This window comes from Streptomyces sp. RKAG293, from assembly GCF_023701745.1.
In the GTDB taxonomy this organism is placed as follows: domain Bacteria; phylum Actinomycetota; class Actinomycetes; order Streptomycetales; family Streptomycetaceae; genus Actinacidiphila.
In genome coordinates this window covers 6343984-6365420 of the sequence record NZ_JAJOZB010000001.1, presented here as the reverse complement: position 1 = coordinate 6365420, position 21437 = coordinate 6343984, and the positions used below count along the sequence as shown (strand labels likewise).

Here is a 21437-nt window from a genome sequence, read left to right as displayed (position 1 = left end):
GTTTCGCCGGGGAAGGTGCAGGGCACATCAGACGATGACAACAGTGATCGTCGGGGGGCCTGCGGGTGAAGACGGAACGACGAAGGGACGCCGAGGCGTCCCTTGCAAAAAACTCTAGCGGTGCCGTGGCACCCGTCCGGTGATGCGTCCGGATCAGGCGGGTACGGGCTCCGCGCGAGATACATCGATGCTGCTGAGCAGCGACTCTTCGTGCGACGCCACAGTCAGTGCGTCGTTCTCCGTCTGCATCCGAACAAGCTCGGACTCCAGATCCTGAACGCGCTGCTGAAGCCTTCGCATCTCGGCGAGGAGTCGCGGGTCGGGGCCGCCGACGTAACCGAGAAGCGCCTTTGCCATGATTGATGGTCCTCCACGCTGAGTGACCGACCGGGAGCGGTAGGGTCGTGGGTGAGGGGTATGTGCACCCGCGCGGTGCGCTGAAGCCGCCGCTTTGATTGCATTACGGCTACGATGCGCGGGGCTTCCAGCGTCTCACCAAATAGTTGGACGGTCAACACGATCACAGCCCAGCCATCGGGCCAGCCTCAGAAAACACGGCGAAAGAGCGCCGGCGGCTGCCCGTGGGGCGTCGAGATCATCCTCGATGTCGGCAGCCTTGCACGACACTCCGGATATGGCAACTGTCCCGGGCAGCCTTGCCGTAGGCGATTGCCTACCGCATGTACGCGGGGCGTGACGCTCAGCGGATCTCGAACCCGTCGTAGCCGCCGCGCGACCGGCCCCAGATCTCGGTGACTCCGTCGACCCGGCCGGGCGTGTCCCCGGTGGCCAGCCAGTCGAGCAGTTGTTCGCACTGCGCCCGGTCCCCCTCGGCCACCACCTGCACCCGGCCGTCGGCGAGGTTGCCGGCGTAACCGTCCAGACCGCCGATCCGCATCGCGTTGGCCCGGGTCCACCAGCGGAAGCCGACGCCCTGGACGCGCCCGCGCACCCAGGCCGTAAGCCGGACATTTTCGTTCATGTGTGCACGCTATCCCGTCAGTTGCACAGGCTTCACTCCGGTCCCGTGCGTCATTCGCTACAGTCGGCCCGCAACAGGACTCACCCGTTCGGGTTAATCCGAGACCGTGAGGACAGCATTAATGGGCCGCCACAGTCGCAATGTCACCGAGGCCGTCGCGCCGACCCGGAGCCGTCGGGGCCACCGGGGCCCCCGGCGACGCCACAGCGCCGTTCGCACCGGGCTGCTGGCGTCGTCCGCAGCTCTGGCCGTGGGCGCCGTCGCGATGTCGTCCGGGCTGTTGTCGTCGCTGAACGGGGGACCGGGGGGCATCACCGCCCAGGGCAGCCCCGGCGGGACGCGCACCCAGCCGGACGGCTCGTCCGGCCCGTCACTGCCGGAGACCGGCTACCCGTCCCCGAGCACCACCGGCCGCACGAGCGTGCCGAGCAGCCCGTCCACGACGCGCGGCGGCACCCCGTCGACGACGCCGACGACGCCGCCGACCTCGGCCGCCGCACCCAGCACCACCCCGGCCCCGAAGGTCACGCCCACCAGGACGCCGGTCACGCCGCGGCCCACCACCCCGTCCGCGACGCCGTCCCCCACCGCGACCCCGACGCCGAAGCCCACGCCGACCCAGGACGGAACCGCCGTCACCGCCCAGGCCGCGGTGCTGAAGCTGGTGAACGCCGAACGTGCCAAGGTCGGCTGCTCCCCCGTGACCGCCGACCCGTCGCTGGCCAAGCTCGCCCAGGCCTTCAGCGAGGACATGGCGATCCGGGACTTCTTCGACCACACGGACCCGGACGGCGACACCCCCTGGGACCGGGCCAAGTCGGCCGGCGTCACCAACCTCGGCGGGGAGAACATCGCCCGCGGCCAGGCCGACGCGGACGCCGTGATGACCGCCTGGATGAACAGCGCGGGACACCGCGCCAACATCCTGAACTGCGACTACAAGACCCTCGGCATCGGCGTCCACTACGCGCCGGGCGGCCCCTGGTGGACCCAGGACTTCGGCTTCTAGGAGAGCGGGCGGCAGAGCGGGCGAGAGAGCTAACTGTTCGAAAGCGCAAGCCCTGGGTCAGCGCAACCCAGGAGTACGCTCATGCCATGGACACCTCCAGGAGCGACACCCAGGGCGACGGGCTCCCGTTCAGCGTCTTCGCACGGGACTGCCCTTCCCGCGGCACGCTGGAGCACGTCACCGGCCGCTGGGGCAGCCTGACGCTCGGCGCGCTCGGCGAGGACACCGTGCGCTTCAACGAGCTGCGCCGCCGGATCGACGGCGTGAGCGAGAAGATGCTCTCCCAGACGCTGCACGCCCTGGAACGGGACGGGCTGGTGCACCGCGAGGCGCAGACGACCAATCCGCCGCGCGTCGAGTACCGGCTCACCGAGCTGGGCCGGGAGACCACCCGCCGGCTGCTCGACCTGATCCAGCTGGTCGAGGGCCGGATGCCCGAGGTGCTGGCCGCCCGGGAGACCTACGACGCGGCGCACGCCGCCCGCACGGCGAGCGTGTGAGCCCCCTGTGCCGTAGGCCGTGAGACGTGAGCCCTGACCGCTACCGGGGATCGCGGCCGGGAACCGGCGGGCGCTGGCAGCGCGGGCAGAAGTAGCTGGACCGGTTCATCCACGGGCGGCGGCGGATCGCGGTGCCACAGCGGCGGCAGGGCTCGTCCTCCCGCCCGTACGCGTCCAGCGACCGGTCGAAGTACCCGGATTCACCGTTCACGTTGACGTACAGGCTGTCGAAGCTCGTGCCGCCGGCCGCCAGCGCGTCGCTCATCACCTCGCGGATGTGCGTCACCAGCTCGGCCGTCCTGGGCCGGGTCATCGTCGCGGTGGGCCGCTCGTAGTGCAGCCGGGAGCGCCACAGCGCCTCGTCTGCGTAGATGTTGCCGACCCCGCTGATCAGCGACTGGTCGAGCAGGGCGCGCTTGATCGTGGTCCGGCGGCGGCGCAGCGCGGTATGGAACGCCTCCTCGTCGAAGACGTCCTCCAGCGGGTCCGGCGCGATGTGGGCGAGCGGTACGGGCAGCGCCAGCGGACTGCCCGGCACGACGTCGTGCAGCGACAGACCGCCGAAGGTGCGCTGGTCGACGAAGCGCAGCTCGGTGCCGAGCTCGTCGTCGAACCGGATCCGGACCCGCAGATGGGTCTCGTCCGGTGCCGCGTGCGGCTGGATCAGCAGCTGGCCGCTCATCCCGAGGTGCCCGAGCAGCGCGGTCGTCCCGTCCAGCGGCAGCCACAGGTACTTGCCCCGGCGGCGGGCGGGGCCGATCAGGGCGCCGGCGAGCCGGTCCGTGAAGTCACCGGCGCCCGCCAGGTGCCGGCGGACGGCGCGCGGGTGCAGCACCTCCGCATCCGCGACGGTGCGCCCGGTGACCCAGCGCTCCAGCCCGATGCGGACCACTTCGACCTCAGGCAGCTCGGGCAACGCCCCTCCTCCGGGTACGCGTCGAGCCCACCGACTGATCGTCGGTGGGCTCGTTCTGACGTGTGTGCGATCAGCTCGCCGCTGAGGCGGATTCGCGGATCGCACGCCAGGCGGCCTCGGCCGCCTGCTGTTCTGCTTCCTTCTTGCTGCGGCCGGTGCCGGCGCCGTACTCGACACCACCGACGCGGGCGGCAGCCGTGAAGGTCTTCTCATGGTCGGGACCCGACTCGGTGACCACGTATTCGGGAACACCGAGGCCCTCGCTCGCGGTCAGCTCCTGGAGACTGGTCTTCCAGTCCAGGCCTGCCCCGAGGTTGGACGACTTCTCGATCAGCGGATCGAAGAGGCGGTGCACGAACTCGGACGCGGCATCCAGACCCTGGTCCAGATAGACCGCGCCGATGACCGCCTCGAGGGTGTCCGCGAGGATCGATGCCTTGTCCCGGCCGCCGGTGCCTTCCTCGCCTCGTCCCAGCCGGATGAATCCGCCCAGGTCGAGTTCGCGACTCACTTCCGCCAGCGCACGAGAGTTGACCACCGCGGCCCGCAACTTGGCCAGCTGGCCTTCGGGCAGGTCGGGGTGGGTGCGGTACAGCGTGTCCGTGACCACCAGGCCGAGCACGGAGTCCCCGAGGAACTCCAGCCGCTCGTTGGTGGGCAGACCGCCGTTCTCGTACGCGAACGAACGATGGGTCAGCGCACGCACCAGAAGGGCGGGCTCGAGTGTGTACCCGAGCCGCCCTTCCAGAAGCGTGTGAGGCCAGGCTGTGTCCGCCGGCGCCTGCTTCGGCGATTTGGCGTCTGACATGAAGCCTGTCACCCGCCGATCAGACCTCGAGGACCTGACGACGGTTGTACGTGCCGCAGCTCGGGCACGCGATGTGGCTCTGCTTCGGCTGGTGGCAGCTCTCGCACGCCACCAGGCTCACGGCAACAGCCTTCCACTGCGCACGGCGGTGGCGCGTGTTGCTGCGCGACATCTTCCGCTTCGGAACAGCCACGGCTACTTCTCCTGGTTCTCGTCGGCGCCCTGGTCGGCACCGCTCTTCTTGAAGTCCTGCAGGGCCGCCCACCGGATGTCGGCGACCTCATGGTGGTGGTCCGGGTCGTCCGCGAGCCGCTCTCCGCAATCGGAGCACAGTCCCGGGCAGTCTTCCTGGCACACCGGCTGCAGCGGCAGTGCGAGCACCACCGCGTCCCGCAGCGCGGGTTCGAGATCGAACAGGTCGTCCTCGAGGAAGAGAACGTCCTCCTCCTCCGCGTCGTCACCGGCTTCGTCCTTGCGGGCGGTCCGGGTGTCGGCGTCGGGGTAGGAGTACATCTCTTGGAAGTCCGCATCGAGCTTGCGCTCGAACGGCTCCAGACACCTTACGCACTCTCCCGAGAGCGGTGCACGGACGGTACCTGTGACAAGTACCCCCTCCATGACCGACTCCAGTCGGAGCTCCAGCTGTACTGCCGTGCCCTCGGGCACCCCGATGACCTCGATACCGAGATCCTTGGGTGCCGGCACCGAACGGGAGACCTTCCGCATCGAACCAGGACGACGACCCAGCTCGTGCGTGTCGAACACGAGAGGCTCGCGGTGGTCGAGACGGGGGGTTTTCAGGGCTTCCTCTTTCATCGGTGCGACATGCCCTCACCCCGGAGGGTGGGCAGCCCAAAGAGCCGGCGATTCACACGGCTGGAAAGGTCAGGATACTGGACGTCCGGGCAGGACCCAACTCGCCCACCCGTCGCCCGCCACCACCCTTGCGACGAGGCGCTTCGCGCCGCCCCGTTTTTTCACCCCCCGGCCTTCTGACCACCCCCGTGACCAGCGCGTTCAGCGCCCCTGTTCCAGCTCCCGCAGCCGGTTCAGATCGATCATGCCGGTGTCGAAGAGGCTGGTCTCGTCCAGGGCCGCGGCCTGGTGCTGGGGCTGGTGGGGCTGGTGCTGCGGCTGCTGGTCGTACGGCTGCTGCTGGTACTGGCCCTGCGGGTCGGCGTAGGTCTGCTGCCCGTAGTCCTGCTGGTAGCCGCCGTAGCCGGCCTGCTCCGGGTATCCCTGCTGCTGAGCCGCGTACGGGTCCGAGTAGGCGGCCTGCTGGCCGTAGTCCTGCTGGTACCCGTAGTCCGGCGTGGCCGGCGTCGCGTCGTACGAGTAGTCCGTCTGCTGGGTCTGCGCGGGGACCGGGGCCGCCAGGCCCGCCATGAACTCGGCGTCGGTCTGGTGGCCGCCCGCCGCGTCCGCGGCGTCCTGGGCCGCCATGTGGGCGCCCAGCTCGTCGGCGACGCTGTGGCCGGTCAGCTTGAGCCGGCCGCGGCCGACGGCCTCCAGGGTCTTGGAGAGCACCGCCTCGAAGGCGCCCAGCTTGGTGTCCACGTAGTCGTCGGCCCGGCGCCGCAGTGTCTCCGGGTCGGCGCTGCGCTCGGGGGCGTCCGCGTCCTCGTAGCCCTGCTCGTCCAGGCCGGGGCCCTGGCCGAGCAGCTTCTCGCGGCCGCGGTCGACGGAGCCGATGGTCTTGGTGAGCACGACCTCGAAGTTGGCGAGCTTGCTGTCCACGTAGTCGTCGGCCTCGGCGCGGATCTCCTCCGCCTCGCGGCGGGCCTCGCCCACGATGCGCTCCGCCTCGTCCTGCGACTGGCGGGCGACCTGGGTGTCCGAGATCATCGAGCCGCGCTCGGCGTGCGCCGACTCGATGATCCGGTTCGCTTCGAGCCGGGCCTCCTCGACCATCTGCTCGCGGCCGCCCAGCAGCGCCTCGGCCTGCGACAGCGAGTCGGGGAGCGCGGAGCGCACCTCTTCGAGCCTGCTCAGCAGCTCGGCACGGTTGACCACGCACGAGGCGGACATCGGCATGGACCGCGCGCCTTCGATGGCCGCGACGATCTCGTCGAGCTTCTTCTGCACGTCCACGGGCGTCAGTCTTTCCTCAGCGGGGCCCGGCCGGGTCCGGACGGGACATGCAGACTCTAGCGCTGCCCGAGCCGGTCGTTGAGAGCCGCCAGGATCGTCGGCGGCACCAAGTGGGAGATGTCGCCGCCCCATTGGGCCACCTCCTTGACGAGACTGGAGGAGAGGAAGCTGTAGGTGGGGTTGGTCGGCACGAAGAGCGTCTCGACCCCGGACAGCCCGATGTTCATCTGGGCCATCTGCAGCTCGTAGTCGAAGTCGCTGACCGCGCGCAGACCCTTGACGATGGCCGGGATGTCCCGTTGCTTGCAGAAGTCGACGAGCAGCCCGTGGAACGACTCGACCTGCACGTTCCCGAATTCCGCGGTGACTTCCTGGATGAGGGCGATGCGCTCCTCGACCGAGAACAGGCCCTGCTTGGACTGGTTGATCATCACCGCGACGTACACGGTGTCGTAGAGCCTGGAGGCGCGGGCGATGATGTCGAGATGTCCATTGGTGATCGGGTCGAAAGACCCCGGACAGACTGCGCGACGCAACTGAGACTCCTCGCTCTCCGGGCCGTTCATGACTCGGCGGTAACTTCGGCGGCGCGACCGTACCAAAGTGTCGCCTCGCCGTAGCGGCGGGCCCTCACGGCCTCGAAGCCGTCGGGCCAGGGGGAGACTCCGCCACGGGTGCGCCGTTCCACGGTGACGATCGCGTCGTCATCCAGCCACCCCTGAATGCGGAGTGTGAGCAGGATCTCCCGCAGTTCGTCGTGGCCCATGTCGTAGGGCGGGTCCAGGAACGCCATGTCGAACGGGGTCGCGGGCGCCGGGCCGGCGATGACCTGCTCGGCCCGGCCGGCCCGCACCTCGGCGCCGGGCAGCCCGATCATCTGCACGTTCTCCCGGATGGTGCGGGCCGCGGCCGGGTCGGACTCGACCAGCAGGACGTGCTCGGCGCCGCGCGAGAGCGCCTCCAGGCCGATCGCCCCCGAGCCGCCGTACAGATCCAGCACCCTGGCACCATTCAGCGTGCCGCGCAGCGCCTCCCAGGTGGAGAACATCCCCTCCTTGGCGCGGTCCGAGGTGGGGCGGGTCCCATTGCCCGGGGGCACGGCCAGGCGGCGGCCACCGGCGGCTCCGGCGATCACGCGGGTCATCTCGTCCTTCACGTCCTCGACATCGTGGGGGAACGGCGCTGTGCGCGGCCGCTCCCCCACGATACGGAGTCACTCCCTGCCGGGCTCCTCCACCGCCCCCACCAGCGCGGTGGACGCGTAGCGGGACCAGGACAGGCAGCCGTCGGGCGGGCAGAACTCCGGGCGGCGCGGGTCGTGCCCCAGCTCACGCAGCTTGGTGCGGACCGAGTCCGGGGTCCGCCCGAAGCGGGCGGCTATCCGGGCGACGGTCTCACTGTCGTGGAACCGCCGCAGCAGCTCCTCCTCGTGCTGCGGCACCCAGGGGGCGCCGTGGCCGGGGAACAGCTCCCGGAGCACGTCACGGTCGGGGATGGGCTCCGATACGTCGGCGACGAGCGCGAGGGCGCGCAGGGCGCGGTTGAGAGCGATCCGCAGGGACGGCACGTCCGCCATGGGCAGCCGCAGATCACCTGACGCGAGAAGGGTGTCGGGGTCGTCCTCACTCCATCCGGAGAGGCTGAGAGTGACGTTGGTGTCGTCGTCGCTGGCGAGCTCGATCCGGAAGACCTTGTCGCCGAGCGGCAGTTCGTTGAGATGACGGAACGACATGCTTTTGCCCCCAAAGGTCCATCGACTTGGACTACGTCCATTCTCTCAGGAGGCACTGACAATCGCCCTGCTCAGCACGGCAGTTCGGCCCTGCTCAGCAGCCCTGCTCAGCCCTTGTCGAGGTACTCCTCGCGGTCCGCGTCGACCAGGCTCTCCAGAGCGCTGCGCAGGTCCGGGTGGTCGGCCAGTTCGGGGTCCGCGGCGACCAGCGCGGTGGCCTCGTCGCGGGCGGCGGCGATGACCTCCTCGTCGTCGATCACGGTCAGCATGCGCAGCGACGAACGGGTGCCGGACTGGGCCTGGCCGAGGACGTCGCCCTCACGGCGCTGCTCCAGGTCGATGCGGGACAGCTCGAAGCCGTCCAGGGTCGCCGCGACGGCGGCGAGGCGCTGCCGGGCGGGGCTCGCCTCGTGCGCCTCGGAGACCAGCAGGCAGAGCCCCGGGGCGGAGCCGCGGCCGACGCGGCCGCGCAGCTGGTGGAGCTGGGAGACGCCGAAGCGGTCGGCGTCCATGATCACCATGACGGTGGAGTTCGGGACGTTCACCCCGACCTCGATGACGGTGGTCGCCACCAGGACGTCCACCTGGCCGGCGGCGAACCGGCGCATCACGTCGTCCTTGGCGTCCGGCTGCATCCTGCCGTGCAGCACCTCGACCCGCAGCCCGGCCAGCGGCCCAGCGGCGAGCTGCTCGGCGATGTCCAGGACGGCCAGCGGCGGGCGGCGCTCCGCGTCGTCCGGCTTCTTCTTCGCGTCCTCCTCGTCGCCGATGCGCGGGCACACCACGTACGCCTGGTGGCCCTTCGACACCTCCTCCCGCACCCGCTCCCAGGCGCGGGACAGGAAGTGCGGCTTGTCCTTCGCCGGGACGACATGGGTGGCGATCGGCGAGCGGCCGGCCGGCAGCTGGTCCAGGACGGACGTCTCCAGGTCGCCGAAGACGGTCATGGCGACCGTGCGCGGGATCGGGGTCGCGGTCATCACCAGCAGGTGCGGGGGCTTGGCGGCCTTGGCGCGCAGCGCGTCGCGCTGCTCGACGCCGAAGCGGTGCTGCTCGTCGACCACGACCAGGCCCAGATCGTGGAACTGGACCTTGTCCTCGATCAGCGCGTGCGTGCCGATCACGATTCCGGCGTCCCCGCTGATGAGGTCGAGCAGGGCCTGACGGCGGGCGGGCACCCCCATGGAGCCGGTGAGCAGCACGATCTTGGTGGCGTTCTCCGCGCCGCCCAGCATCCCGCCGCCGGCGAGGTCGCCCATCATCTCGGTGATCGACCGGTGGTGCTGCTGGGCGAGCACCTCGGTGGGCGCCAGCATCGCGGCCTGGCCGCCGGAGTCGACGACGGCGAGCATGGCGCGCAGCGCGACCAGCGTCTTGCCGGAGCCGACCTCGCCCTGGAGGAGGCGGTGCATGGGGTGTTCGGTCGCCAGGTCGGCGAAGATCTCGGCCGAGACCTTCTGCTGGCCCTCGGTGAGGGTGAACGGCAGCCGGGTGTCGAACGTGGTCATCAGGCCGTCGGCGTGCGGCACGCGCGGGGTGGCGGGCAGTGCGGAGTCCGCGGCCCGGCGGCGTGCCAGGGCCACCTGGAGGACGTATGCCTCGTCCCACTTCAGCCGGTCCCGCGCCTCGGCGATGTCGGCCTTGGTACGCGGCCGGTGGATCTTCTCCAGTGCCTCGGAGAGCGGCGCCAGGCCGCGCGCCTCGCGCAGCGCGGCGGGCAGCGGTTCGCCGACGCCCGCCCAGCTGGTGCCCCGCATCGAGTCGAGGACCGTCTGCACGGACTGCGCGATCTGCCAGGAGCTGATCTGTTTGCACGCGGGGTAGAGCGGGATCTGCTGGTTGGCGAACGCGGCCGCCACGTCGGACTCCCCGCCCTTGGCGTCGTCCGCGTCCAGCAACTGGTAGTCGGGGTGCGCGAGCTGGCGGGTGCGGTTGAAGACCGAGACCTTGCCGGAGAACATCCCGCGGCGGCCGGGGATCAGCCGGTGGGCGTGCGCGTGCGCGGCCTTGCTGAAGAACACCAGGGTCAGCGAACCGCTGCCGTCGGTGACGACGACCTCCAGGCGGACGCCCGTGCCGCCGTTGTAGGTCCTCTTGTCGGCCTTGGCGATCTCCGCGACGACGGTGACGTGCTCGTCGAGCGGGAGGTCGGCCAGCCGGGTCAGCTCGCCGCGCTCGGCGTACCGGCGCGGGTAGTGGTGCAGCAGGTCGCCGACGGTGTGCAGGTCGAGGTGGTCGGCGAGCACTTTTGCCGTGCGGCCGCCGACCGACTTCTTCAGGGGTTCGTCCAGGGCAGACATCGGGTCCATCTTTGCGCACGGCAGTGACAAAGCGGGGGCGGCCTGCGGCGAGCGGTTATTCGACGCCGATGAGGAGCGGGCAGCTCTGCTGGCCGCCCTGGTAGACGACGGTGTCCACCGCGAGGTGGCCGCCCTGGACGTGGGCCTCGATGCGGTCCGCGAGATCGGGCGGGGCGCCGGCGCCGAGGACGAGGGTGACCATCTCGCCGCCCGCGGCCAGCATGCGGTCCAGGACGATCGTGCCGGTCTCGACCAGGTTCCCGCCGATGACCGCGACATCGCCGTCGATCAGCCCGAGGACGTCGCCGGCCTGGCAGATGCCGGCCATGGTCCAGGACTGGTGCTCGGCGACGGCCAGTTCCGCGTAGCGGGTGGCGCCGGCCGCCGAGGTCATGGCGACGACGTCCTCGTCGAAGCGCCGTGCGGGCTCGTGGACGGCGAGCGCGGCGATGCCCTGCACCGGGGAGCGGGTGGGGATCAGCGCGACCCGGACGCCGTCGGCCCGGGCCCGGTCGGCGGCGGCGCCTGCGGCGTGCCGCAGTTCCACGTCGTTCGGGAGGAGCACCACTTCGCGGGCGTTGGCACGGCGGATCGCGGCCGCGATCTCGCCGCTGGCGGGCGGGTCGCCGGGGCGGACGGCGACGACCGTCGCGCCGGCCTGCGCGCAGAGGTCGGCCAGCCCGTCACCCCGGACGACGGCGACGACGGCGCGCCGCACCCGCTCCGGGGGCCGCCCGCCGTCCCCGGCACCCTCGTGGTGCCGGGAAACCGCATCGGGCACCACGTGGGTGTCGGTGTCCGTGTCGGGCCGCTCACGGACCTGGGCGCCGAAGTGGGTGACGCGGATCCGGTAGGGGCGGCCGGCCTCGATACCGGCCTCGATGGCGGCTCCCGCGTCGTCCACGTGGACGTGGACGTTCCAGAGGCCGTCGCCGCCCACGACCACCAGGGAGTCCCCGAGGGCGTCCAGCCGCCCGCGCAGCGCGGGCAGGGCGGTGTCGGACGCCTCCAGCAGGTAGATGACCTCGAAGGCCGGCCCGCCGGGCACGACGTGCGGGTCGGAGCCGTCCTCGTCGCGGCAGCCGTACGGGACGGGCGGCGCGTGATCGGCCAGCGGTCCCATCGGGACCTCGCCGGCCAGCGCGTCGGCGAGCGCGCCCAGCACGGCCACCAGCCCGCGCCCGCCCGCGTCGACGACGCCGGCCCGGCCGAGTACGGCGAGCTGCCCGGTGGTGGCGGCGAGCGCGGTGCGCGCGCCCTGGTGGGCGGCTCGCGCGACGGACACCGGGCCGCCGCCGTCCCGCTCCGCGGCGGTGGCCGCCTCGGTGGCGACGGTGAGCATCGTCCCCTCGACGGGGTGCGCGACCGCCAGGTACGCGGACCCGGCGGCCCGGCGCAGCGCCCGGCGCAGCAGTTCGGCGCTGTCCGGATCCCCGGCCGCGGCGGTTCCGCCGGAGGCACCACCCGTGACGCCGTCACCCGTCGCGGGATCGTCGGTGAGCGCTTCCGTCATGCCGCGCAGCAGCTGGGCGAGGATCGTGCCGGAGTTGCCGCGGGCGCCTATCAGGGCGCCGTGGGACATCGCGCGGAAGGCCTGGGCGAGGTCAGGGGTGTGTCCTGAGGCGGCATGGCCGTCGAAGACGGCGTCGACGGACTGCGCGGCGGATTCCATCGTCAGGTACAGATTGGTGCCGGTGTCCCCGTCGGCGACCGGATACACGTTGATCGCGTCGATCTCCTCGCGGGCCCGGCCCAGCGCCTGAAGGGCCAGTCGGCACCACGCGCGCACCGCGGAAGCGTCGAGCGTGTGCGGCACCAAGTCCTCCTGCGGGACACCGGAAGCGGAGACTGCTGCAGGTGAGAGTAGCCGTGACAACGGTCACGGCGGCAGGCGACCCGGGACCGCGGACCCCGCGACCGTGGTAATTTCGTTGTGCGGGAGTGGCCGTTGTATGCTGCTCCGGTTGTCCGGGAATCTCCCGGGCTTTTCACTGTAAGTGCATCTCGAAGTCTTTGGAGTGACCCGTGGCTGCCAACTGCGACGTCTGCGGCAAGGGGCCGGGCTTCGGCAACGCTATTTCCCACTCGCACCGCCGTACTCCCCGCCGTTGGAATCCCAACATTCAGCGGGTGCGTGCTGTGGTCGGTCGGACGCCGAAGCGCCTCAATGTCTGCACCTCGTGCATCAAGGCCGGCAAGGTCTCGCGCTGACGCGTACACGTCGTAGCAGCGCAGCCTTGCGGCTACTCGAAGCCGGTCCACCCCAGGGTGGGCCGGTTTTCTTGCGTTCCCGGCCGGTCGCCCGTTCCCGGCCGGTCGCCCGTTCCCGGCCGGTCGCCCGTTCCCGGCCGGCCGCCGGGCGCTGACGCCACCGGCAGCTCGGTGCTCAGGGTTCCCGGCGCTGCCGCCATGCGTGGTCGACCGGGCCGATGCCGCCGCCCAGCCGGAAGCCGGCCGCGATGGCGCCCGTGACGTAGTCCTTGGCGGCGCCCACCGCCGCCGGCACCTCCAGACCCAGGGCCAGGTACGAGGCGATGGCGCTGGCCAGTGTGCAGCCGGTGCCGTGGGTGTGCCGGTTGTCGTACCGGGCGGCGCGGAACCAGTGCTCCCGCGAGCCGTCGGAGAGCAGGTCCACGGCGTCGCCGTCGAGATGGCCGCCCTTGATCAGGACCCAGCGCGGCCCGAGCGCCAGCACCGCTTCCGCGGCCTCGCCCATCGCCGCCTCGCCGTCCACCACGACACCCGTCAGCTGGGTGACCTCGTCGAGGTTCGGGGTGGCGACGGTGGCCACCGGCAGCAGCTCGGTGCGGACCACCTCCAGGGCCCCTGCCGTCAGCAGGGAGTCCCCGTGCTTGGAGATGCCGACCGGGTCGACGACCACGGGGGCGCCCACGTCCGCCAGCAGAGCGGCCACCTCGGAGGCGATAGCGGCCGAGGAGAGCATGCCGGTCTTGACGGCCTGGACGCCGATGTCGTCGGCCACGGCGCGGAACTGCGCGCGAACGGCCGCCACCGGCAGCTCCCAGGAGCCCTGGACGCCCAGTGAGTTCTGCGCGGTGACCGCGGTCAGCACGCTCATGCCGTGCACACCGAGCGCCAGCATCGTCTTCAGATCGGCCTGGATGCCCGCACCGCCGCCGGAATCGGATCCGGCGACGGTGAGCACCCTGGGCGGTGACGTAGGCATACCCGTGAACCTAGTCCCCGGCGCCCTGCGCCGTGGTGTCGCCGAAGTGGTCCCAGCCGCCGGCCTTGTCCCAGGCGGCGCCGTCCACGGTGACGTGCGGGGTGCCGGGGGCCTTGAGCACCTCGCCGATCACCCGCCAGCGGGCCGGGAGCTTCACGTCGGGCGGGAAGGCCGCGACGATCGCGTGGTCCTCTCCCCCGGTCAGCACCCAGTGCAGCGGGTCCACACCGACCGCCTGCCCGATGTCGGACATCTGCGCGGGTACGTCGATGTCCGCGGACTTCAGGTTGATCAGCACCCCGCTGGCCGTCGCGATGTGCCCGAGGTCGGCGACCAGTCCGTCGCTGACGTCCGTCATCGCGGTGGCGCCGAGCTCGGCCGCCGCGGGGCCCGCGTGGTACGGCGGCTCGGGCCGCCGGTGCGCCTCGACGAACGCGCGCGGCGAGCGGAAGCCGCGGGAGAGCACCGCGAGGCCGGCGGCCGACCAGCCCAGCCAGCCGGTCACCGCGATGACGTCGCCGGGCCGGGCGCCGGACCGGGTGACGGGCTCGCGGTTGCGGAGGTCGCCGAGCGCGGTGATCGCGACCGTGATGGTGTCCCCGCGCACCACGTCGCCGCCGACCACGGCGGCCCCCGCCACCTGGCACTCGTCACGGATGCCGTCCATCAGCTCGATCGGCCAGGTGGCCGGCAGCTCGGCGGGCACGACCAGCGCCAGCAGGACCGCGGTGGGCACCGCGCCCATCGCGGCGATGTCCGCGAGATTCTGTGCCGCGGCCTTGCGGCCGACGTCGTAGGCGGTCGACCAGTCGCGCCGGAAGTGCCGGCCTTCGAGCAGCACATCGGTGGTGGCGACCACCCGGCGGTCCGGCGCGGCCACCACCGCCGCGTCGTCCCCAGGCCCCAGGCGTACATTGGGAGTGGTCGTGAGCCGGGAGGTCAACTCCCTGATCAACCCGAACTCCCCCAACTCGCCCACGGTCCCCTTCATCTGTTTGTCCCTTTCACGTCGTCATTCCCCTGGAGATTCCGCTCAAAGCGAGTGCTCGGTACCGCGCGGGTCTCCCCGCGCCGTGCGGCGACGCGATAACGTGGCGTCCCCCCTCCCACATGATCCTCGAAGCCGCCCTGGAGGTTCCGTGGTACAGGCGTACATCTTGATCCAGACCGAGGTTGGGAAGGCCTCGGCAGTAGCGGAGACGATTGCGAAGATCTCCGGCGTCATTCAGGCCGAAGATGTCACCGGTCCCTACGACGTCATCGTCCGGGCCCAGGCAGATACGGTCGACGACCTGGGCCGCATGGTGGTCGCGAAGGTACAGCAGGTGGACGGGATCACCCGTACTCTGACCTGTCCCGTCGTCCATCTGTAGCCCCCGACTATGCTCGTCCGGTGATAGCTTTTCGCCGGTTCGCGCTGATTTCCGTTGCCGCCGTCGCGTGCTTGTCCGCGGCGGCGGTCTTCGTTTCCGCAGCCGGTCCGGCCGATGAGACGCCCGTTCCGGCTCCGGACGCGCGGGCCGCCGTCTACTGCCGTGCGCTGCACCGGGATCTGCCGCACTCCGTCAATGGACTCGGCGTGCATGATCTCAGGCCCGCGTCCGACTTCACCGCCGGGTGGGGGAATCCGGCGATCGTGCTGCGCTGCGGGGTGCCGAGGCCGGCGGCGATGAACGACTCCAGCGCGGACTCGGTGGACGTGGACGGCGTCGGCTGGCTGATCCAGGCGCAGGGCGACGGCAGCTTCAAACTCACCACGACGCTGCGCAAGGCGTACGTCGAGGTCACCCTCCCCAAGAAGTACGCCGGCGACGTCGGTCCGCTGACCGACCTCGCCGGCGCCGTCAAGAAGACGATTCCGAACGAGCTCTAACGCAGCCCGGTGCGGCGCCGCAGTGCGGCCTGGATCAGCCGGTCCACCAACTCCGGGTACCCCACGCCGCTCTCCTGCCACATCCGCGGGTACATGGAGATGGGTGTGAAGCCGGGCATCGTGTTGATCTCGTTGATGACGAACTCTCCGCTGTCGAGCAGGAAGAAGTCCGCGCGGACCAGGCCCTCGCAGGAGACCGAGTCGAAGGCCGCGACGGCGAGCCGCTGCACCTCGGCGGTCTGCTCGGGGGTGAGCGGCGCCGGCACGATGCCCTCGGCCGAGTCGATGTACTTGGCCTCGAAGTCGTAGAAGTCATGGGCGGTGACCGGCGGGATCTCGGCCGGGAGGCTGGCGCGCGGGCCGTCCTCGAACTCCAGGACGCCGCACTCGATCTCCCGGCCGCGCAGCAGCGACTCGACGATGACCTTCGGGTCGTGCCGCCGGGCCTCCTCGATCGCCTCGTCGAGGCCGGACGCGTCCTCGACCTTGCTGATGCCCATCGACGAGCCCGCGCGGGCGGGCTTCACGAAGAGCGGCCAGCCGTGGTCCGCGGCGAACTCCACGATGCTCCGGCGGGCGGTCTCCTGATCGTTCTCCCAGTCCCGCGGCCGGATCACCAGATACGGCCCGACCGGCAGGCCGAAGGAGATGAAGACCCGCTTCATGTACTCCTTGTCCATGCCGACGGCCGAGGCGAGGACGCCCGCACCCACGTAGGGCACGCCGGACAGCTCCAGCAGGCCCTGCAGGGTGCCGTCCTCGCCGTAGGGGCCGTGCAGCACGGGGAAGACGACGTCGACGTCGCCGAGGGCCTTGGGAACCACTCCGGGCTCGCTGTAGACGACCTCGCGGTTGGCCGGGTCGACCGGGAGCACGACGGTGCCCTCGTGGTCGGTGACCTGTTCCACGGTCGGCATCCGGCGGTCGGTGATCGCCATCCGGTCCGGGTCGTCGCTGGTCAGCGCCCAGCGGCCGTCCGTCGTGATCCCGATGGGAAGGACGTCGTACTTCGACCGGTCGATGGCCCGCAGCACGCTGGCCGCGGTGACCACCGACACCCCGTGCTCGGAGCTGCGTCCGCCGAAGACGAGCGCTACCCGAGGCTTGCGCCGCGGCTGGTCGGGAGTCTGGGAAGAAGGCAGATTGCTCATGGTTCGTTGACCCTACCGCTCGGATTTCGCGGAGCGGGACATCAGCTCCTTGACGGCCACGACCGGCGGCTTCCCGTTGTGCACGATGTCCACGACGGTGTCCGTGATCGGCATGTCGACACCGTGCCGGCGCGCCAGATCGGCCACCGACTCGCAGGACTTCACGCCCTCGGCGGTCTGCCGGGTGACCGCGATGGTCTCCGCGAGCGACATGCCGCGGCCGAGGTTGGTGCCGAAGGTGTGGTTGCGGGACAGCGGCGAGGAGCACGTGGCGACCAGGTCGCCCATGCCGGCCAGGCCCGCGAAGGTGTGCGCGTCGGCCCCCATCGCCAGGCCCAGCCGTGTCGTCTCGGCCAGCCCGCGGGTGATCAGCGAGGCCTTGGTGTTGTCGCCGAGTCCCATGCCGTCGGCGATGCCGACCGCGAGCGCGATGACGTTCTTGACCGCTCCGCCGAGTTCACAGCCGACCACGTCGGCGTTGGTGTACGGGCGGAAGTACGCGGTGTGGCACGCGGCCTGGAACCGCTGGGCCACCGACTCGTCGCGGCAGGCGACCACGGACGCGGCGGGCTGCCGGGCGGCGATCTCCTTGGCCAGGTTGGGCCCGGAGAGCACCGCGACCCGCTCGGGGCCGGCCTTGGCCACCTCTTCGATGACCTCGCTCATCAGCTTGGCGGTGCCGAGTTCGACACCCTTCATCAGGCTGACCAGGACCGCGTCGGGGCGCAGCAGGGGCGCCCACTCGGCGAGGTTGCCGCGCAGCGTCTGCGACGGGACGGCCAGCACGACGAATTCGGCGTCCCTGGCGGCCTCGGCCGGGTCGGTGGTGGCCCGTACGGTGTCGGGCAGCGCGATGCCCGGCAGGTAGTCGGGGTTCATGTGGGTGGCGTTGACCGCCTCGACCAGCTCGGGGCGGCGTCCCCACAGCGAGACGTCACACCCGGCGTCGGCGAGCACCATCGCGAACGCGGTGCCCCAGGAGCCGGTTCCGTACACCGCGCAGCGCGTTGACACTTACGACTCCTCCTGCTGATCCATCGGGTTCTTCACGGGCTGCGGTACGGGCCCGGGCTCCGGCGCGGGTTGCGGTACGGACTCCGGTGCGGGCTTGCGCGTGGTGCTGCCGGACTTCGCGGCCCGTTCCGCCTTGTCCGCCCGGCGGGCGCGGGCCGCCTGGCGCGGGTCGTAGAGCGCGGCGGGCGCGGGCTCCCCGCGCAGCACGGCGAGCAGCTCGGTGATCTCCGCCATGATCACGCCGGTGACCTCGCGCAGCACTTCGGCGGTGGGCTCCTGGCCGTAGAACCGCGACAGGTCGACGGGCGGGCCCGCGATGACCCGCAGGGTCTTGCGGGGGAAGAGGAAGAACTTCTTGCCCTTGGCGTACGGCGGCATCGCCTCGTTGGCGCCCCATTGCGCGACCGGGATCACCGGCGCCTTGGTGAGCAGCGCGACCCGGGCGGCACCGGTCTTGCCGGTCATCGGCCACTGGTCGGGATCGCGGGTGAGAGTGCCCTCCGGATAGAACGCGACGCATTCGCCGGAGTTGATCGCGGCGACAGCGGCGCGGAACGCGTTGGCGGCGTCCGTGGACTCCCGGTAGACCGGAATCTGACCTGTTCCGCGCAGCATCATGCCGACAAAGAAGATCTTGAAGAGCCCGGCCTTCGCGAGCAGGCGCGGAACCCGTCCGGTGTTGTACTGGAAATGGCCGTACGACAGCGGGTCGAGGAATGAGTTGTGGTTGACGGCCGTGATGAATCCACCGTCGGCCGGAATGTGCTCCATTCCGCGCCAATCCCGCTTGAAGAGGACAAGAAGCGGCGGTTTCGCGATGGCGGCTGCGAGCCGGTACCAGAAGCCGATTCTGCGGCGGGACACCAGAACTTCCTCCTCATTGCACGGGGCTGCACCAGTGCAGCCGCACAAGTGTCGCCGGTACGCACACCGTAACGCCAGGGCGGGCGAGCCGAGGGGCGCGCCCCTGGGGAAGCTGCGACGCGGGTGCCTGCGGGAGTCCCCCGCCGGGGAATCGGGAGGCGGACTCCGGGGTGGGGCTGTGGCCGTCGGGCGGGTGCGTCACCGCACAATGGTTCGGTGCCCGTACCCGTCATGTGGTCCCTCGTCGTACCGCTGAAGCCGCTCGCCGTGGCCAAGAGCCGGCTGGCGCCGGCCGCGGGGACGGTGCGGCCGGGGCTGGCGCTGGCGTTCGCCCAGGACACCGTGGCCGCCGCGCTGGCCTGTGCACAGGTGTGGAGCGTCACGGTCGTCACCGACGATCCGCTGGCGGCGGCGGAACTGGCCGCCCTGGGGGCCCGGATCGTGCCGGACGCTCCGGCGGCCGGACTCAACGCGGCTCTCGCGTACGGCGGGCACCTGATCCGGTCCGCCACTCCCGATGCGGCCGTGGCGGCTCTGAACGCCGATCTCCCGGCCCTGCGCCCCCTGGAGCTGTCCGCAGTGCTCAACGCCGCCGCCAGGGCCTCAGGGAGGGCTTTTCTGGCCGACGCGGCGGCGATCGGCACCACGTTGCTCACCGCGCCGCCGGGTCACGACCTGGCGCCGGCGTTCGGCGGCGCCTCCCGGGCCCGGCACCGGGCCTCCGGCGCCCGGGAGATCACGCTGCCCGGTGTGGACTCCGTGCGCCAGGACGTCGACACCCCCGCCGACCTGCGGGTGGCGCTGGCCCTGGGGTCGGGCCGCGGACCGCGGACGTCGCGGCGGGGCTGCTCATCACCGACTGAGCGAGCGCCGCACCCGTCCCCACGGGAAGCCGCACGCGGTGTCGCGGGGGCGGGCGCGTTCACTAGGCTTCCGGTCATGCAGGCGACCGCGTACACATACGACCCCGCGACCCGTGGCGGCAGCGTGCTGCTCGACGACGGGACTCCGCTGCCGTTCGACGCGGCGGCCTTCGACGCGGGGGGCCTGCGGCTGCTGCGGCCGGGCCAGCGGGTCCGGATCCGCACCGAGGGGGACGGCGACGCCCGCCGGGTGGTCTTCCTGACGCTGCAGACCTTCGCGGATCCCCAGGCGCCCACGGCGTAGCGGCCGCCAGGGAGCCGCCGCACCGGCCGGAGAACGGCGCGGGCCGGGCTCCCTGGTGGGGAGCCCGGCCCGTCGCGGCCTGCAGGTGGTGACTACTTCTTCACAGTCCGCTTCACAGCGGTCTTGCGGGCGGCACTCTTCTTGGCCGGGGCCTTCTTCGCCGTGGCCTTCTTGGCCGGGGCGGACTTCTTGGCGGCGGCCTTCTTGGCGGTGGCGGCCTTCTTGGCCGGCGTCGCCTTCTTCGCGGCGGCGGTGGTCTTCTTCGCCGTGGTCTTCTTGGCGGTCACCGTCTTCTTCGCGGGAGCCGCCTTCTTGGCGGTCACGGCCTTCTTCGCCGCGGTGGCCTTCTTGGCGGTGGCCTTCTTGGCCGCGGCCTTGGCGGTGGTACGGGTGGAAGCCCCGCCACTCAGGCTGCCCTTGGGCGCCTTCTTCACCGCGACATCGTTCTTCGGGAGCTTCTTGGCCCCGCTGACCAGGTCCTTGAAGCCCTGACCCGCGCGGAAGCGCGGCACCGAGGTCTTCTTGACCCGGACCCGCTCCCCGGTCTGGGGGTTGCGGGCATAGCGGGCGGGACGGTCGACCTTCTCGAACGAACCGAATCCGGTGACCGAGACCCGGTCGCCGGAGACGACCGCGCGGACGATCGCGTCGAGAACCGCGTCAACCGCGTCCGCGGCGGCCTGGCGGCCACCTACCTTGTCGGCAATCGCTTCTACGAGCTGCGCCTTGTTCACGTCTTCCCCTTCGGAAACTTTGCCCGGCGAATGAGTACGGGCTTTTTCGCACGTTAGGCGGATATATACCGCAAATCAAATACGAAACGGGCGAATCACCCTTGTGCCGCAACGAACTCGGCTCTCAGACAGTTCCTTGATCAAGAAATCTGCCCTGGTCGAGCTCCCGCAGGAAGACGTCCAGACGCCGTGCCGCTCCAGCGAGATCATGCTTGGCCGCGGCAGTCACGACGAGGAGTTTCCGGGTCAACTCCAGCCTTACGTCATCGGGTACTTGGAGATTCGCGACGCGCGCGTGCGCCTCCTTCAGCCGGGCGGCGAGGACCCCGTAGAGCTCGAGTTGGCCATCGCGTTCCATGTACCGATTGTGCCATCTGCGGTGAGTTGTCGCGCACGACAGGACCAATGTCTCGCGCGACAGGGCCAATACGGTGGTGCGGGCATGCCGAAGCGCCCCCCGCGGACGGCGGAAGGCGCTTCGGAATCCCGGCCGGATCCCCTCTCGGGGACGGTCAGACCTGCACGGTGCTCGGCTTGTGCGCCGGGCGGGACCGCTCATAGGTGGTGATGTCCGCCTCGTTGGCGAGGGTCAGGCTGATGTCGTCCAGCCCTTCCAGCAGGCGCCAGCGGGCGTTGTCGTCCAGTTCGAACGCCGCGGTGATGCCCTCGGCGCGCACTTCCCTGGCCACCAGGTCGACCGTGACCTCGGCGGTCGGGTCGGCCTCGGTCAGCTTCCACAGCCGCTCGACGGTCTCCTGCGGCAGCACGACCGTGAGCAGGCCGTTCTTGAGCGAGTTGCCCCGGAAGATGTCTGCGAAGCGGGACGAGATCACGGCTTTGAAGCCGTAGTTCTGCAGCGCCCACACCGCGTGCTCGCGGGACGAGCCGGTGCCGAAGTCGAATCCGGTGACCAGCACGGTCGCCCCGGCGCGCTCGGGCAGGTTGAGAACGAACTTCTCGTCCTTGCGCCAGGCCTCGAAGAGCCCGTCCTCGAAGCCGTTGCGGGTGACCTTCTTCAGCCAGTGGGCCGGGATGATCTGGTCGGTGTCGACGTTGCTGCGGCGCAGCGGGACGGCCCGGCCGGTGTGTGTGGTGAACGCTTCCATCGG

At 71.0% G+C, this 21437-nt stretch carries 26 protein-coding genes and 1 pseudogene; 6 read left to right on the top strand and 21 right to left on the bottom strand.

Annotation, left to right across the window (positions count from 1 at the left end; genetic code table 11):
* Positions 1 to 153 precede the first annotated feature (153 nt).
* The 3 genes from LNW72_RS28365 to LNW72_RS42145 form a co-directional block, all read right to left on the bottom strand.
* Positions 154 to 357, bottom strand: coding sequence for a hypothetical protein (locus LNW72_RS28365; protein ID WP_138356463.1), 204 nt, complete (start codon positions 355 to 357; stop codon positions 154 to 156).
* Positions 358 to 700: 343 nt separating this feature from the next.
* On the bottom strand, positions 701 to 982 hold the full coding sequence (locus LNW72_RS28360; protein WP_250977942.1) for an acylphosphatase: 282 nt from the start codon (positions 980 to 982) through the stop codon (positions 701 to 703).
* Positions 983 to 1369: 387 nt separating this feature from the next.
* Positions 1370 to 1666 (bottom strand): hypothetical protein, encoded by a 297-nt coding sequence (locus LNW72_RS42145; RefSeq protein ID WP_374117342.1) that lies wholly within the window; start codon positions 1664 to 1666, stop codon positions 1370 to 1372.
* On the opposite strand from LNW72_RS42145, the gene LNW72_RS42140 reads away from it, so the two are divergent.
* Positions 1647 to 1991, top strand: coding sequence for a CAP domain-containing protein (locus LNW72_RS42140; RefSeq protein ID WP_374117341.1), 345 nt, complete (start codon positions 1647 to 1649; stop codon positions 1989 to 1991). The genes LNW72_RS42145 and LNW72_RS42140 overlap by 20 nt on opposite strands.
* Before the next feature lie 86 nt (positions 1992 to 2077).
* Positions 2078 to 2491, top strand: a complete 414-nt coding sequence (locus LNW72_RS28350; RefSeq protein ID WP_250977940.1) for a helix-turn-helix domain-containing protein — start codon at positions 2078 to 2080, stop codon at positions 2489 to 2491.
* Between the two features lie 40 nt (positions 2492 to 2531).
* On the opposite strand, the gene mutM is transcribed toward LNW72_RS28350, so the two are convergent.
* From mutM to LNW72_RS28300, 10 genes are all read right to left on the bottom strand, one after another.
* Complete coding sequence (gene mutM / locus LNW72_RS28345; RefSeq protein ID WP_250977939.1) at positions 2532 to 3407, bottom strand: bifunctional DNA-formamidopyrimidine glycosylase/DNA-(apurinic or apyrimidinic site) lyase; 876 nt, start codon at positions 3405 to 3407, stop codon at positions 2532 to 2534.
* 70 nt (positions 3408 to 3477) lie between these two features.
* Positions 3478 to 4215 (bottom strand): ribonuclease III, encoded by a 738-nt coding sequence (gene rnc / locus LNW72_RS28340; protein ID WP_138356468.1) that lies wholly within the window; start codon positions 4213 to 4215, stop codon positions 3478 to 3480.
* Between the two features lie 19 nt (positions 4216 to 4234).
* Positions 4235 to 4408 carry a 50S ribosomal protein L32 gene (gene rpmF, locus LNW72_RS28335; protein WP_138356469.1) on the bottom strand — a complete coding sequence of 58 codons (174 nt, stop codon included), beginning with the start codon at positions 4406 to 4408 and terminating at the stop codon, positions 4235 to 4237.
* A 2-nt stretch (positions 4409 to 4410) separates the two neighbouring features.
* A complete protein-coding gene (locus tag LNW72_RS28330; RefSeq protein ID WP_250977938.1) occupies positions 4411 to 5031 on the bottom strand; it encodes a DUF177 domain-containing protein in 621 nt (206 codons plus the stop codon).
* A 201-nt stretch (positions 5032 to 5232) separates the two neighbouring features.
* Complete coding sequence (locus LNW72_RS28325; protein ID WP_250977937.1) at positions 5233 to 6306, bottom strand: cell division initiation protein; 1074 nt, start codon at positions 6304 to 6306, stop codon at positions 5233 to 5235.
* Positions 6307 to 6362: 56 nt separating this feature from the next.
* The gene (gene coaD / locus LNW72_RS28320; protein WP_187145035.1) at positions 6363 to 6842 is read right to left on the bottom strand and encodes a pantetheine-phosphate adenylyltransferase; all 480 of its coding nucleotides are present in this window, start codon (positions 6840 to 6842) and stop codon (positions 6363 to 6365) included.
* Positions 6843 to 6868: 26 nt separating this feature from the next.
* Positions 6869 to 7450 (bottom strand): 16S rRNA (guanine(966)-N(2))-methyltransferase RsmD, encoded by a 582-nt coding sequence (gene rsmD, locus LNW72_RS28315; protein WP_250980345.1) that lies wholly within the window; start codon positions 7448 to 7450, stop codon positions 6869 to 6871.
* Between the two features lie 69 nt (positions 7451 to 7519).
* Positions 7520 to 8038, bottom strand: coding sequence for a hypothetical protein (locus tag LNW72_RS28310; protein WP_250977936.1), 519 nt, complete (start codon positions 8036 to 8038; stop codon positions 7520 to 7522).
* A 107-nt stretch (positions 8039 to 8145) separates the two neighbouring features.
* Positions 8146 to 10368, bottom strand: coding sequence for an ATP-dependent DNA helicase RecG (gene recG / locus LNW72_RS28305; protein WP_285369813.1), 2223 nt, complete (start codon positions 10366 to 10368; stop codon positions 8146 to 8148).
* A 25-nt stretch (positions 10369 to 10393) separates the two neighbouring features.
* On the bottom strand, positions 10394 to 12154 hold the full coding sequence (locus LNW72_RS28300) for a DAK2 domain-containing protein (RefSeq protein WP_250977934.1): 1761 nt from the start codon (positions 12152 to 12154) through the stop codon (positions 10394 to 10396).
* A gap of 209 nt (positions 12155 to 12363) precedes the next feature.
* Between LNW72_RS28300 and rpmB the strand changes: the two genes are divergently transcribed.
* Positions 12364 to 12549: a 50S ribosomal protein L28 gene (gene rpmB, locus LNW72_RS28295; RefSeq protein WP_138356476.1), complete on the top strand. Its 186-nt coding sequence runs from the start codon at positions 12364 to 12366 to the stop codon at positions 12547 to 12549.
* 175 nt (positions 12550 to 12724) lie between these two features.
* Here rpmB and thiD read toward each other — a convergent pair whose 3' ends face one another.
* Together thiD and LNW72_RS28285 are read right to left on the bottom strand one after the other, a co-directional pair.
* Positions 12725 to 13525 carry a bifunctional hydroxymethylpyrimidine kinase/phosphomethylpyrimidine kinase gene (gene thiD / locus LNW72_RS28290; protein ID WP_250977933.1) on the bottom strand — a complete coding sequence of 267 codons (801 nt, stop codon included), beginning with the start codon at positions 13523 to 13525 and terminating at the stop codon, positions 12725 to 12727.
* A 10-nt stretch (positions 13526 to 13535) separates the two neighbouring features.
* Positions 13536 to 14516 carry a thiamine-phosphate kinase gene (locus LNW72_RS28285; protein ID WP_138356478.1) on the bottom strand — a complete coding sequence of 327 codons (981 nt, stop codon included), beginning with the start codon at positions 14514 to 14516 and terminating at the stop codon, positions 13536 to 13538.
* A 148-nt stretch (positions 14517 to 14664) separates the two neighbouring features.
* On the opposite strand from LNW72_RS28285, the gene LNW72_RS28280 reads away from it, so the two are divergent.
* The gene (locus LNW72_RS28280; protein ID WP_138356479.1) at positions 14665 to 14898 is read left to right on the top strand and encodes an Lrp/AsnC family transcriptional regulator; all 234 of its coding nucleotides are present in this window, start codon (positions 14665 to 14667) and stop codon (positions 14896 to 14898) included.
* A gap of 20 nt (positions 14899 to 14918) precedes the next feature.
* The gene (locus tag LNW72_RS28275) at positions 14919 to 15398 is read left to right on the top strand and encodes a DUF3515 domain-containing protein (protein ID WP_250977932.1); all 480 of its coding nucleotides are present in this window, start codon (positions 14919 to 14921) and stop codon (positions 15396 to 15398) included.
* Here the strand turns inward: LNW72_RS28275 and LNW72_RS28270 are convergent.
* Genes LNW72_RS28270 through LNW72_RS28260 form a run of 3 tightly spaced genes read right to left on the bottom strand, consistent with a single transcriptional unit; the run spans position 15395 to position 18427 of the window.
* Positions 15395 to 16549 carry a D-alanine--D-alanine ligase family protein gene (locus LNW72_RS28270; RefSeq protein WP_250977931.1) on the bottom strand — a complete coding sequence of 385 codons (1155 nt, stop codon included), beginning with the start codon at positions 16547 to 16549 and terminating at the stop codon, positions 15395 to 15397. The two genes, LNW72_RS28275 and LNW72_RS28270, sit on opposite strands and share 4 nt — an antisense overlap.
* 12 nt (positions 16550 to 16561) lie before the next feature.
* The gene (locus LNW72_RS28265) at positions 16562 to 17563 is read right to left on the bottom strand and encodes an NAD(P)H-dependent glycerol-3-phosphate dehydrogenase (RefSeq protein ID WP_308402042.1); all 1002 of its coding nucleotides are present in this window, start codon (positions 17561 to 17563) and stop codon (positions 16562 to 16564) included.
* The gene (locus tag LNW72_RS28260; protein WP_250977930.1) at positions 17564 to 18427 is read right to left on the bottom strand and encodes a lysophospholipid acyltransferase family protein; all 864 of its coding nucleotides are present in this window, start codon (positions 18425 to 18427) and stop codon (positions 17564 to 17566) included. It lies immediately after the preceding gene.
* 231 nt (positions 18428 to 18658) lie between these two features.
* On the opposite strand from LNW72_RS28260, the pseudogene cofC reads away from it, so the two are divergent.
* Positions 18659 to 19246 (top strand): annotated as a pseudogene (gene cofC, locus LNW72_RS28255) (2-phospho-L-lactate guanylyltransferase); the annotation flags it as partial.
* Between the two features lie 440 nt (positions 19247 to 19686).
* Here the strand turns inward: cofC and LNW72_RS28250 are convergent.
* The 3 genes from LNW72_RS28250 to leuD all read right to left on the bottom strand — a co-directional run bounded on the left by LNW72_RS28250 (position 19687) and on the right by leuD (position 21434).
* Positions 19687 to 20328 carry an HU family DNA-binding protein gene (locus LNW72_RS28250; protein ID WP_250977929.1) on the bottom strand — a complete coding sequence of 214 codons (642 nt, stop codon included), beginning with the start codon at positions 20326 to 20328 and terminating at the stop codon, positions 19687 to 19689.
* A 124-nt stretch (positions 20329 to 20452) separates the two neighbouring features.
* Positions 20453 to 20686 (bottom strand): hypothetical protein, encoded by a 234-nt coding sequence (locus LNW72_RS28245; RefSeq protein WP_250977928.1) that lies wholly within the window; start codon positions 20684 to 20686, stop codon positions 20453 to 20455.
* Between the two features lie 154 nt (positions 20687 to 20840).
* A complete protein-coding gene (gene leuD / locus LNW72_RS28240) occupies positions 20841 to 21434 on the bottom strand; it encodes a 3-isopropylmalate dehydratase small subunit (RefSeq protein WP_250977927.1) in 594 nt (197 codons plus the stop codon).
* Between the last annotated feature and the right edge of the window lie 3 nt (positions 21435 to 21437).

Excerpts from the sequence above, each read along its gene's own strand:
- LNW72_RS28365 (WP_138356463.1), bottom strand. The coding sequence starts at position 357 with ATGGCAAAGGCGCTTCTCGGTTACGTCGGCGGCCCCGACCCGCGACTC.
- LNW72_RS28360 (WP_250977942.1), bottom strand. The coding sequence starts at position 982 with ATGAACGAAAATGTCCGGCTTACGGCCTGGGTGCGCGGGCGCGTCCAG.
- LNW72_RS28350 (WP_250977940.1), top strand. The coding sequence starts at position 2,078 with ATGGACACCTCCAGGAGCGACACCCAGGGCGACGGGCTCCCGTTCAGC.
- rnc (WP_138356468.1), bottom strand. The coding sequence starts at position 4,215 with ATGTCAGACGCCAAATCGCCGAAGCAGGCGCCGGCGGACACAGCCTGG.
- LNW72_RS28330 (WP_250977938.1), bottom strand. The coding sequence starts at position 5,031 with ATGAAAGAGGAAGCCCTGAAAACCCCCCGTCTCGACCACCGCGAGCCT.
- rsmD (WP_250980345.1), bottom strand. The coding sequence starts at position 7,450 with ATGACCCGCGTGATCGCCGGAGCCGCCGGTGGCCGCCGCCTGGCCGTG.
- LNW72_RS28310 (WP_250977936.1), bottom strand. The coding sequence starts at position 8,038 with ATGTCGTTCCGTCATCTCAACGAACTGCCGCTCGGCGACAAGGTCTTC.
- thiD (WP_250977933.1), bottom strand. The coding sequence starts at position 13,525 with ATGCCTACGTCACCGCCCAGGGTGCTCACCGTCGCCGGATCCGATTCC.
- LNW72_RS28285 (WP_138356478.1), bottom strand. The coding sequence starts at position 14,516 with ATGAAGGGGACCGTGGGCGAGTTGGGGGAGTTCGGGTTGATCAGGGAG.
- LNW72_RS28270 (WP_250977931.1), bottom strand. The coding sequence starts at position 16,549 with ATGAGCAATCTGCCTTCTTCCCAGACTCCCGACCAGCCGCGGCGCAAG.
- LNW72_RS28245 (WP_250977928.1), bottom strand. The coding sequence starts at position 20,686 with ATGGAACGCGATGGCCAACTCGAGCTCTACGGGGTCCTCGCCGCCCGG.
- leuD (WP_250977927.1), bottom strand. The coding sequence starts at position 21,434 with ATGGAAGCGTTCACCACACACACCGGCCGGGCCGTCCCGCTGCGCCGC.